Raw genomic sequence first — 11,234 nt, forward strand, 5'->3', positions numbered from 1 at the left:
TGCGTGAACTGCCGGTGCTGGACGAGTCGTTGGATGCGTCGAGTCCGCGGGTTTCGGTGTCGCCGTCCCATCCGGCGTATGTGATCTATACGTCGGGGTCGACGGGGCGGCCGAAGGGTGTGGTGGTTCCGCATGCGGGTTTGGCGAGTTTCGCGGCGGCGGAGGTGGAGCGGTTCGCGGTTGACGGTGACAGTCGTGTGCTGCAGTTCGCGTCGCCGAGTTTCGATGCGTCGGTGCTGGAGTTGGTGATGACGTTCGCGGCGGGTGCCGCTTTGGTGGTGCCGCCTGCCGGTCCGCTGGCGGGTGAGGTGCTGGCCGGGGTGCTGGAGTCGCAGCGGGTGTCGCACGCTCTGGTGCCGCCGGCGGCGCTGGCCAGTGTTCCGGCGGGGGAGTATCCGTTCTTCCGGTCGCTGGTCGTGGGTGGTGAGGCGACGTCGGCGGAGTTGGTGGACCGGTGGGCTCCCGGTCGGCGGATGGTGAATGCCTATGGTCCGACGGAGTCGACGGTCGCGGCGACCATGTCGGTGCCGCTGGTGGCGGGTTCGGGTATGCCGACGATCGGCACCCCCATTCCCAACACTCGTGTGTATGTGCTGGACGAGGCGCTGCGGCCGGTGCCTGTGGGTGTTGCGGGTGAGTTGTACATCGCGGGTGCGGGTCTGGCGCGGGGGTATCTGCGCCGGCCGGGGCTGACCGGGGAGCGGTTCGTGGCCGATCCGTACGGTCCGGCGGGTTCGCGGATGTACCGGACGGGGGATGTGGCGCGCTGGACGCGTGAGGGTGAGCTGGAGTATCTGGGCCGGGCGGATGATCAGGTCAAGGTGCGTGGGTTCCGGATCGAGCTGGGTGAGATCGAGACCGTGCTCGGTGCTCATGCCGCGGTCGCGCAGGTGGCGGTCGTGGTCCGTGAGGATCAGCCGGGGATCAAGCGTCTGGTCGCCTACACCGTCCCCACCACGGGCTCCGACCTGGACACGGAGGCGCTGCGGGCGCATGTCGCGGCCGTTCTGCCGGACTACATGGTGCCCTCCGCGTTCGTCGCCCTCGACGCCCTCCCGCTGACCGCCAACGGCAAACTCGACCGCAAAGCCCTCCCCGCACCCGAACACGACGCCCCCGTCGGCGGCCGCGGCCCGCGGTCGGCGCACGAGGAGGTCCTGTGCGAGCTGTTCGCCGAGGTGCTCAAGGTGGACAGGGTCTCCGTCGACGACAGCTTCTTCGAGCTGGGCGGCGACAGCATCACCTCCATCCAGCTGGTGAGCCGGATCCGCAGCGTCCTCGGCGTCAAACTCAGCAACCGGGGCATCTTCGAGACGCCCACGGTCGCCCAGCTGATGGACAAGCTCGGGGCAGGCTCCGACAGCGACGGCTTCGAGGTGCTGCTGCCGCTGCGCACCGGCGGCGAGCGGCCTCCGCTCTTCTGCGTGCACGGCGCCGGCGGGCTCGCCTGGCCCTACTCGTCGCTGCTGAAGCACATCCCGGCAGAGTTCCCTCTCTACGGTCTGCAGGCCCGCGGGCTGGAGGGCCGCGGCGGGATCGCGACCGGCGTCGCGGAAATGGCGGCGGACTACGTGGAACAGATCCGCGCGGTCCAGCCGTCGGGCCCGTACCACCTCGTCGGCTGGTCGTTCGGCGGTCTGGTGGCGCACGAGATCGCCACCCTGCTCGCCGAAGCCGGGGAGAGGGTGGCGCTCCTCGCCAACCTCGACCAGACGCCTTACGACGAGACCTGGGAGGGCGACGACTACACGCTCCCCACCGAGCGGGACGTGCTGGAGACCCTGCTCGACTTCGTCGGCCACGACCTGGCCGACCTGCCGGAGGGGCCGCTCGACCACCAGTGGGTGATGGAGGTCATCCGTGGACGGGACAGCGCGCTCGGCAGCCTGGAGGAACACCACATCACGGCGTTCATGCAGGTCGGTATCAACAACCACGAGCTCAGTGCCGATTACCGGCCGCGGCGCTTCGACGGCGACCTGCTGTTGTTCGTGTCCACGGTCGGCACGGACGACCCGGCGCGCAAGACGGCCGAGTCGGTCGGCTCGTGGCTGCCGCATGTGGCGGGCGCCATCAGCACCCACCCGGTGGACGCGCACCACGGGCACCTGCTGCAGCCGGAGCCCGCCGCCGAGATCGGGCGGGTCCTCCACCAGAAGCTCATCGAACTCGGCTGACATGCGGCCGTATTCGGACGAAACCAACGCAACGAAACGGAGTGGGCCGTCATGGAAACGGCAATAACGGCGGAAGGCCTCCGCAAGCGCTATGGCGACCACCAGGCGCTGAGCGGTATCGATCTCTCCGTCCCGGCCGGGACGATCCTAGGGGTCCTCGGCCCGAACGGCGCGGGCAAGACCACGACCGTGCGGATCCTGGCCACACTGCTCGAACCGGACGAGGGCCGGGCCACGGTGGCCGGGTACGACCTCGCGAAGCAGCCGCTCCAGGTGCGTCGCAACATCGGCCTGACCGGCCAGTACGCGGCCGTGGACGAGCGGCTGACGGGCCGGGAGAACATCGAGCTGATCGGAGTCCTGCTGCACCTCGGGCGCCGCGCGGCCAAGGCGCGGGCGGCCGAGCTGCTGGAGCAGTTCGGGCTGACCGACGCCGGTGACCGGATGGCGAAGACCTACTCCGGCGGTATGCGCCGGCGGCTCGATCTCGCCGCCAGCCTCGTCGCCAGGCCGCCGGTGCTCTTCCTCGACGAGCCGACGACAGGGCTGGACCTCACGAGCCGGCTCGCCCTGTGGGGGATGATCCGCGAGCAGGTGGACAGCGGCACGACCGTGCTGCTCACCACCCAGTACCTGGAGGAGGCAGACCAGCTCGCGGACAGCATCGTGGTCATCGACAACGGCAGGGTCATCGCCGACGGCACACCCGACGAGCTCAAGCGCAAGGTGGGCGGTGAGCGCCTCGAGGTGTCGGTGGCCGACGCCGTCGACCTGCCCGCGGTGATCCGCACACTGGCCGCCGTGTCGCCCGCCGTCCCGGTCGTCGACGACGAGACGCGCACCGTGTCCGTCCCGCTCACCGGCGGAGTGGCCACCATCGCGTCCGCGGCGGCCGGGCTCGAGACGCTTGGCATCGAGCCGGAGGACTTCGCGGTGCGCCGCTCCTCCCTCGACGACGTGTTCCTCGCGCTGACGGGCCAGACCGGCAGGGCCGCCGCGTCCGACACGGCGGGCGACGGCAAAGAGGCCGGCCAAGGACCGGTCGCCGCAGTGAGCAACTCGAAGCAGAAGGAGAAGGAACCGGCATGACCGAGGCACTGAGCGACTCATTCGCCCTTGTGGGCCGTCAGATGCGACACATCCGGCGGATGCCGGAGCAGCTGCTCGGCATCACGGTCATGCCGGTCGCGTTCGTCATCGTCTTCGGATACCTCTTCGGCAGCGCGATGCAGGTACCGGGCCAGGGCGGCTACAAGGAATACATCATGGCCGGCATCTTCGCCCAGGTGATGCTGGCCAACATCACCACCACCGCGGTCGGTGTGGTGAACGACCTGAACAACGGTCTGGTGGACCGCTTCCGCGCGCTGCCCATCTCCCGCTCGTCCGTGCTCATCGGCCGCACCGTCGCGGACGCCGTGCTGGTCACCTGGACCTGCGCGGTCATGGCCCTCGTCGGCTTCCTGATCGGCTGGCGGGCCCACAACGGCATCCTGCAGACCCTCGCCGGCTTCGGCCTGCTGCTCCTCATGGGCTTCGCGATGTCGTGGCTGGGCGCGCTGATCGGGCTCACCCTGCGCAACGTGGAGACGGTGAGCGCCCTGTCCGGCGTCATCATGATGCCGCTCGCGTTCCTGTCCAACGCCTTCGTGCCGCTGGACGGGCTGCCGAGCTGGCTGCGCGCCATCGCGGAGTGGAATCCGGTGAGTTCGGTGGTGTCCGCCAGCCGGGAGCTGTTCGGCAACGAGCAGGGGGCCACGGGAGGGGCGTTCCCGGCCCAGCATCCGATTCCGACGGCGCTGACCGTGCTGGTGGTACTGCTCCTGGTGGTGGTGCCGCTCGCCGGCAGGGCGTACCAGAAGGCGGCCGCGCAGCGCTGAGGCGCCAGGCCTCCGGTACGCGCGTTACGACGGACGAGAGCCCGGCCCCCCAAGGCGGGGGATCCGGGCTCTCGTCGGGACGCGGACAGGGCGCCGTCAGCGTCTTTGACCGCCGACCATCAGGAAGAGCACACGCATCACCAGCACACAGCTGATCACCAGCAGGTTGTAGCCGAAGAGCTCGAACAGTCCCAGACCGTCGCTGATCTGCGGCCCGCCCGATGTACGCAGCAGCTGCACGCCGACCAGGCCGATGACGCCGCCGAGGAAGGCCAGCAGCACCTCGTGCACCAGGGAGCGGACGAACCGGCGGTCCTCGGCGTCGCGAAACATCCGTACGCTTACGGCAAGCTGGCCGCTCTCGACCGCACCGCCGATGCGTTCGATGCGCCGGGGGAGCCGGCGCAGCATCGGCACGAGGCTGATCAGCTCCTCGGTCAGCGTGCGTCCGAGCACCTCGGGCCTGAGCTTGTGCAGATGTTGGGTGACCGCGAAGGAACGGGCTTCCGTGACAATGTCGAAACCGGGGACCAGCCGGTCGAGGGAGCCCTCCATGGTGGCCAGGGCGCGGAAGACGGCCGCGATCTCCGGCGGCACACTGATCCCGTAACGGGAGACGATGGCGAAGAGGTCCGCGAACATCTCCCGGTCCGGTTTGATGCCGGGTGCGAAGTGGCGGGCCAGGAACTGGCCGAGGGCCCGCTCCAGTTGCCTCTCGTCGATGTGCTCCGGCTGCGCCACCAGTTCCAGCAGACTGTCGCAGAGGCCGGGCGGGTCGCCGCGGTGCAGGGCGAGGAGCATGCTGCGCAGCGTGGAGCGGAGGGAGCGGTCGATGCGACCGACCGAGCCGAAGTCGAGCATGCCGAGCCGGCCGTCCTCGAGCAGCAGCAGATTGCCGGGATGCGGATCGGCGTGGAACACCCCGCTGGTCATGATCTGGCCCAGCAGGCATTCCAGCATCGCGCGCGCCAACGCACTCCGGTCGAGGCGGCGCTCGTCGAGGGCGGACGACACGTTGTTGAGCGGGATGCCCTCCATCCACTCGGTGACCAGGACCCGACGGCTGCACAGTCCTTCGTGGACGGAGGGCACCCGGATGACGGAGTCGCCGCCGGACGACTCCTCGATCGCGGCCCCGACGGACAGGGTGTTGCGGGCCTCGATGCGGAAGTCGAGTTCCTCCTGGAGCGAGACGGCGAAGCCCTGCGCCAGGGCCATGGCCCCCACGCTCCGGCCCCAGTCGGAGTGCAGTTCCACCTTGGCAGCGAACCGGTAGAGGATGTCCAGGTCGTCGACGACGATGGAACGCGCGCCGGGGCGCTGCACCTTGACAGCCACCTGCTCGCCGGTGTGCAGCCGTGCCCGGTGCACCTGGGCGATCGAGCCCGCGGCGAGCGGTTTGTGGTCGAACTCGGCGAACACCTTCTCGGGCGGCGCGCCCAGCTCCTCGGCAAGCACCGTCTTCACGGCGGGCCAGGGCTCCGGCGTGGCCTGGTCCTGGAGCTTGCTCAGCTCCTCGATGAACTCGGGGGGCATCAGGTCGTACCGGGTGGACATCACCTGGCCCAGCTTGACGAACGTGACCCCCGCCTCCTCCAGCGCCTGCCGCAGCGAGGGCGCGAGCAGGGCGCGTTCGGCGGGCGCGCCCGGTCCGCGCCGTGACTTGCCGCTGAAGAACCGGCCGAGTCCGTGGCGGACGAATATCCGGCTGAGCCGGGCGTATCTGCGGGTACGGGCGAAGCGGCGGCGCACCGCCTGCGGCAGCCGCACCAGACCGGGCAGTGTCCCGCTGGGGATCACCACCTCCGTGACCGCCAGGAAGGCCATGGCGACCAGCAGAGACACCCCGATCTCCAGGGTGATCAGCGCCAGCGGCTGCACATCGCGCAGCGGCCGGCTGATCAGGGTGCCGGCGGTCAGACCGACCCCCGCGGTGAGTACGGCGCGTCCCTTGCCGATGCTGATGCCGAGCAGCCGACGGGCGCCGGAGGCCAGGCCGGTGAGGAAGACGGTGAGGGAGAGCGCGGCAAGGAGGATGAGTACCGCGGTGTTCATCGCTCCCGCCTGCGCCGCAGGTGGTAGGAGACGGTGACCGCGGCGAGCAACGGCCCCCACAGCAGCAGCGGTGCGTAGCACCAGCCCATGAACGCACGGTGGGCGCCTGTGAGGGTGCCCTCGTCGACGGTGTCCCACAGCATCCACTGACTGAACGTCACCAGGGTGATGATCAGGGCACCGAGCGCCGCCGGCACGACCGCGGCCATCGGACGGACCGGTCTGCCGCCGATGAAGGGGATCCAGCGGGGTGCGACGAGGCCCCAGTTGCCGACCAGTCCGAGGGTGAGCAGGGCGGCCGCCTCCTGAGCAACCGTGATCAGCGGAAGGATCAGATAGCCGGCGCCCGGGATGTCGTAGTCCGTGCGCAGCACCTCGTCGCTGTAGCCGACCGGCAGCCCCGCGGCCATCGCGAGGCGCCACAGCGACGACGGGAGGGCGACCAGGGGTACGGCGTGAGCGGCCCAGCGGGCCCAACGGGGCGGCGGAGGTGTGGTGATGCTCGGCGGCTGACCGGTGGCGCTGCTGGTTTCTGTGGTCATGAGCGTAAGACTGCCCATCATCTCGTATGCGGTACAACCGGCCGAAGCCCGGCACACCCGGGGCCGTTGACGGATGACTGGGTGTGTCGGGCGGAAGCCGGTCGAGCGGTCGTGCGGGCGGCCGGCCTGGTGGCCGGCCGCACCGTCAGATTCGGGCGTGGGTGTCGGAGTCGGCCGTGTCCGGTGACCCGGAGTCCGCGCCGCCGGCCGGCCCGTCGTGCGCCGGCGCCACGCTGCTGCGGCCGCCCGGCCACCAGGCCCGGCCGCCGAGCAGTGTGGTCACCGCCGGAACCAGCAGCAGCGCCATCACGAAGGCGGTCAGCAGAATGCCGAACGCGACCGCGAAGCCCATCTGCTGGAGCATCGTGTTCTCGGCCAGCAGCAGCACGCCGAAGGTGCCGGCGAGGATGACCGCCGCCGCGCCGATCGTGGAGGCGGAGTGGGTGATGGCGCGCCGCACGGCGTCCGCCGGGCTGCTGCCGCCCCGGATCTCCTCCCGCAGCCGGGCCACCATGAGGATGTTGTAGTCGGTGCCGATCGCGACGACGAAGAGGTACACGATCACCGGCAGGGTGAAGAGCAGCCCCTCCTCGCCCTTGATGTTCTGGAACAGCCACACCGTGGAGCCGAGGGTCGCGCCGAAACCGAGGCCGACGGAGAGCATCAGATACCAGGGCGCGACGGCGCTGCGCAGCAGCAGGCCCAGGATGATCATGATGGCGACGCCCGCGACCGGGAACACCAGCGAGTAGTCGCGGTTGGTGGCGTGCTGGATGTCGGCGAGAACCGCCGACGTGCCGCCGACGAGGACACGCGTGCCGTCCGGGGCCGCCTCGTGGGCAGCGTCCCGCAGGGTGCCGGAGACGAGGTCGATGGCCTCTTCACTGGCCGGCTTCTGCTTCAGCACCACACCGAACTGGGCGACGTCGCCCCGCGGGCCGAGCGTGGCGGGGGTGACCTGCCCGAGTCCGGCCTCGCGGAGCTTCTTCCCGTACGCGTCGATCCCGGCCCGGTCGAGCCGGCCGCCGTCCTTCGCCTCGACGAGCACCCAGGTCGGGTCGGTCTGGCCCGCCGAGAAGCCGCGCTGCAGGTCCTCCATCGCCCGGACCGACTCCAGGTCCTTGGGCAGTGAGCCGCTGCTGTCGAACTGAGGGGTGAAGCTGAAGACGCCGACGGCGAGCACCGCGAGCAGCCCGCCGGACACGGCGGCGACACCGCCGGGACGGCGAGCGGTCAGCGCTCCGACCCGGTGGGCGAGGCCGTGCCCGGGCTGCTTGCGCCAGGCCTTCGACGGCCAGAACGCCTTGGTCCCGAGCAGTGAGAAGACCGCCGGTACCAGCGTCAGCGCCGCGACGAGCGTCACGGCCACGGCGATCGCCAGCGCCGGGCCCATGGCCCGCAGCATGCCGAGACTGGACAGCGTCAGCGCCAGGAAGGCGATGATCACCGCGCCCGCCGCCGAGGCGATGGTCTCCCCGACGCGGGCCACGGCCTCGCCCATGGCCTCCTTCGGAGGACGGCCCTCCCGCAGGAACTCCCGGTAGCGGAAGAGCAGGAAGAGGATGTAATCGGTGCCGACGCCGAACAGCACCACGATGAGGATCGAGCTGATCGTGGCGTCGGCCTGCAGTCCGCCCAGCTCGGCCGCGCCCGAGATCAGTCCGACCGCCACGCCGAAGACCAGCCCGATGATCAGCACCGGCAGGATCGCGATCAGCGGGCTGCGGAAGATCACCGCCAGCAGCACCACGATCAGCAGCAGCGTCGCCATCATGATCATGGCGTCGGTGTCGCCCGAAGACTCCTGGGTGTCCAGCGCGGTCGCCGCGGAGCCCGTCACGCCCATTTGCAGCGACGTGTCCTCGAGCAGCGGCTTCGCCTTCTCGCGCAGTTCCTTCACCGACTCGATCAGCTCGGCGTCGTACGGGTTCTTCGTGGTGGCGACGATGTTCGCCAGCGCGATCTCACCCTTGGGGGAGACGGCCTGCGGGCCGGTCTCCACCTTCTTGATCTTCTTCAGCCCGGCCTTCTGCAGCGCCGCGGCGACCTCGGCCACATCGGCCTTGTCGGCGTCGGTCAGCGCGCCCTTGTCCGAGCGGCGGAACACCGCGATGGAGGCGGGCTGTTCCTGCTGGGGGAAGGCCCGCTCCTGGACCTCGCCCGCCCGCACCGACTCGTAGTGGGACGGAAGGAACTCGGCCTGGTCGCTGACGGGCTGCAGCGGTGGGGCCAGCGAGGCCGCCGCGATCGCGGCGATGAGCCACGCGAGGATGGTCAACCAGGGGTGTCTGACGGCGGACCGCCCGATCCTTCCGAACATGGTGCTCCTTCGAGGGGCTTGCCAGGGCCACACGATTGTGGGCTCCCGGCAAGCCGGACACTCGCCGCAGCCGCGGTATCTGGCAGCAACATGCCGTCACACCGCCGACCGGATCACTCGCAGCCGCGCTGCCAGTTCCAGCCTATGAAGCTGTGCTTCAGCTCGACCTCGAAGCGGCAGGACGCGGTGCCGTCCGCCTTCAACGTCACGTAGGAGTGGTGCGAGTTCGCGTACCAGGCGCCGGAGGGGTCGAAGATGCCCTGGTAGGAGAATTCGGCGTGAGCATCGTTGTTGGAGACCGTGCAGTCGGTGAGACAGTCGGCGCTCTTGCCGGACGACTTCAGCGACCAGCCCGCGTTCCACGGTTCGCGGTTCCATTCCTGGGTGGCGTCCGTGGACACGGAGGTCACCGCGGTGCCGTCGGCGGCCCAACTGGACGTCGTGTAGAGGCCGGTCATCCGGATGTTGCAGCAGTCGTACATCTCGGACCGGCTCCTGACCTGCCGGGTACCTGAGGCGACAGCACCGCTCGTGGTGCCGGCGGCCGCGCTGTCGGCGACGGCCGCCGCGCCCTCGGCGCCGGACTTCGGGACCAGCCGAGCCGGGCCGAGCAGCGGCTTGCAGTCGGGGCCGATGGTGACCTGCTGCCGCACGGCCATGCCGACGGGCGGCACGGCCAGCGATCCGGTCAGTTTCACGTCCTTGCACGCCTGCGCGTCCCGGGGGCCCGCCGGGGCGCCGTCCGTCGGCGCGGCGGACGCCGGGACAGCCGTCAGGGAGAACAGACCGGCCGCGACCGTGGCGGCGAGTGTCATTCGATTGCGCAATTCCCTTGCCTTTCCTCACGTTTCAGCCAGGGGAGCGTATCCGTGCCGCCCGGTATCCGAATCGTGAGAAAAAAGGTTGGCATGAAGCTGACAACCCCCGTTGTCGTCGAAGGGTATCCGCACTCCTGGCACTTTCATGACAGCGCCGTTGTCCGGCGGGCGGCCGCGACGGAAAGTGGTGGTCGATATTCGGATAAGCGTTCCGTCGGTGCGACAGAGGGGTTTCCTCGTGGGCGTTCATCACATGTTCGAGGCCCCGATATCCGTGCGGGAACGCCCCGCCGGACTCGTCGGCCGGCTCGCCGTCGACGAACCCGAGTTCCAGCTCCGTATGGCCGACGCGCTCGACGAAGCGGAGAAGTGCCTCCAGGACTGCGCGAACAGCGCTCCGGATCCGCGCATCGCCGCCCTCACCGGACATCTTGCCGCCGCCGGCGGGAAGCGGCTGAGGCCGCTGCTGGTGCTGCTCGGGGCCGAGTTCGGCGAACCGTGGCGGGACGGTGTCACCCAGGCGGCCGTCATCGTCGAACTGGTCCACATCTCCTCGCTCCACCACGACGACGTGATGGACCGGGCAGACACCCGCCACGGCGTCCCCAGCGTGCATGCGCGCTGGGGCGAGCGGGCCGCCGTGCTCAGCGGCGACTGGCTGCTCGCACGGGCCGCCCAGCTGGCAGCCGGCCTCGGGGCCGAAGCCGTGCACCTGAACGCGCAGACCGCCGGCCGGCTGGTGTCCGGGCAGCTGCGTGAACTGACCGGCCCCGCACCCGGCGAGGACCCCGTGGCGCACTACTTCCAGGTGACGGCGGGAAAGACGGCCGCGCTGCTGTCCATGTCGCTGGGGATCGGCGCCGTCCAGGCCGCCGCGCCCGCCTCGTACGTCGCTGCCCTCACCGAGTACGGCGAGCAACTCGGTGTCGCGTTCCAGATCGCCGACGATCTGCTGGACCTCGCCTCGCCCGCCGAAGTCACCGGCAAGGAGCAGGGCAAGGACCTGCTCGCCGGGGTTCCGAGCCTGCCCGTACTGCTGGCCCGCTCCGGTGAGGACGCCGGCGACCGTGAGCTGCGCGCCCTGCTCGAGACCGGCCCCACCTCCGACCCCGCCACCCACCGTCGCGCCCTGGAGCTCTTCGGCCGTTCACCGGCGACCGCCGAGGCGGACGCGCTGATGCACGAGCGGCTGGACCGGGCGCGCACGGCTCTCGACGTGCTGCCGGACCTCCCGGCCCGCCGCGCGCTCGCCGGGCTCTGCGATTTCGTGGCCCACCGGACCGCCTGAACCGACGAAGGAGTTGGTCATGACGATGCACGAGCGGGTCGGTGAACTCGCGCGGATCCGGGGCGAGGTCCTCGACGGTGGGCCGCGGGCGACCGGGGCGCAGCATGCGAAGGGGAAGCTGACGGCCCGGGAGCGGATCGCGCTGCTGTTGGAC

The 11,234-nt window shown here is 70.3% G+C and carries 8 protein-coding genes; 4 read left to right on the top strand and 4 right to left on the bottom strand.

The window, feature by feature from the left end; all coding sequences use genetic code 11:
• The 3 genes from IE198_RS34275 to IE198_RS34285 form a co-directional block, all read left to right on the top strand.
• Window positions 1-2,177 (top strand): amino acid adenylation domain-containing protein (locus tag IE198_RS34275; protein WP_189893919.1); only part of this gene is annotated, 2,177 nt, incomplete at its 5' end.
• Between the two features lie 51 nt (window positions 2,178-2,228).
• On the top strand, window positions 2,229-3,266 hold the full coding sequence (locus tag IE198_RS34280) for an ATP-binding cassette domain-containing protein (protein WP_189893921.1): 1,038 nt from the start codon (window positions 2,229-2,231) through the stop codon (window positions 3,264-3,266).
• Window positions 3,263-4,057, top strand: coding sequence for an ABC transporter permease (locus tag IE198_RS34285; RefSeq protein WP_189893923.1), 795 nt, complete (start codon window positions 3,263-3,265; stop codon window positions 4,055-4,057). Before IE198_RS34280 ends, IE198_RS34285 begins: the two co-directional genes overlap by 4 nt.
• Window positions 4,058-4,153: 96 nt before the next feature.
• Here IE198_RS34285 and IE198_RS34290 read toward each other — a convergent pair whose 3' ends face one another.
• The 4 genes from IE198_RS34290 to IE198_RS34305 form a co-directional block, all read right to left on the bottom strand.
• A complete protein-coding gene (locus IE198_RS34290) occupies window positions 4,154-6,112 on the bottom strand; it encodes an ABC1 kinase family protein (RefSeq protein WP_189893925.1) in 1,959 nt (652 codons plus the stop codon).
• Window positions 6,109-6,654: a hypothetical protein gene (locus tag IE198_RS34295; RefSeq protein WP_189893927.1), complete on the bottom strand. Its 546-nt coding sequence runs from the start codon at window positions 6,652-6,654 to the stop codon at window positions 6,109-6,111. The genes IE198_RS34290 and IE198_RS34295 overlap by 4 nt, the downstream gene beginning before the upstream one ends.
• A 145-nt stretch (window positions 6,655-6,799) precedes the next feature.
• The gene (locus IE198_RS34300) at window positions 6,800-8,974 is read right to left on the bottom strand and encodes an MMPL family transporter (RefSeq protein WP_189893929.1); all 2,175 of its coding nucleotides are present in this window, start codon (window positions 8,972-8,974) and stop codon (window positions 6,800-6,802) included.
• Window positions 8,975-9,087: 113 nt separating this feature from the next.
• Window positions 9,088-9,789: a hypothetical protein gene (locus IE198_RS34305; RefSeq protein ID WP_229834841.1), complete on the bottom strand. Its 702-nt coding sequence runs from the start codon at window positions 9,787-9,789 to the stop codon at window positions 9,088-9,090.
• Between the two features lie 241 nt (window positions 9,790-10,030).
• Here IE198_RS34305 and IE198_RS34310 point away from each other — a divergent pair, with 241 nt between their 5' ends.
• Complete coding sequence (locus IE198_RS34310; protein WP_229834843.1) at window positions 10,031-11,080, top strand: polyprenyl synthetase family protein; 1,050 nt, start codon at window positions 10,031-10,033, stop codon at window positions 11,078-11,080.
• Window positions 11,081-11,234: the final 154 nt, after the last annotated feature.

Source organism: Streptomyces xantholiticus, from assembly GCF_014651015.1.
Taxonomy (GTDB): Bacteria; Actinomycetota; Actinomycetes; order Streptomycetales; family Streptomycetaceae; genus Streptomyces; species Streptomyces xantholiticus.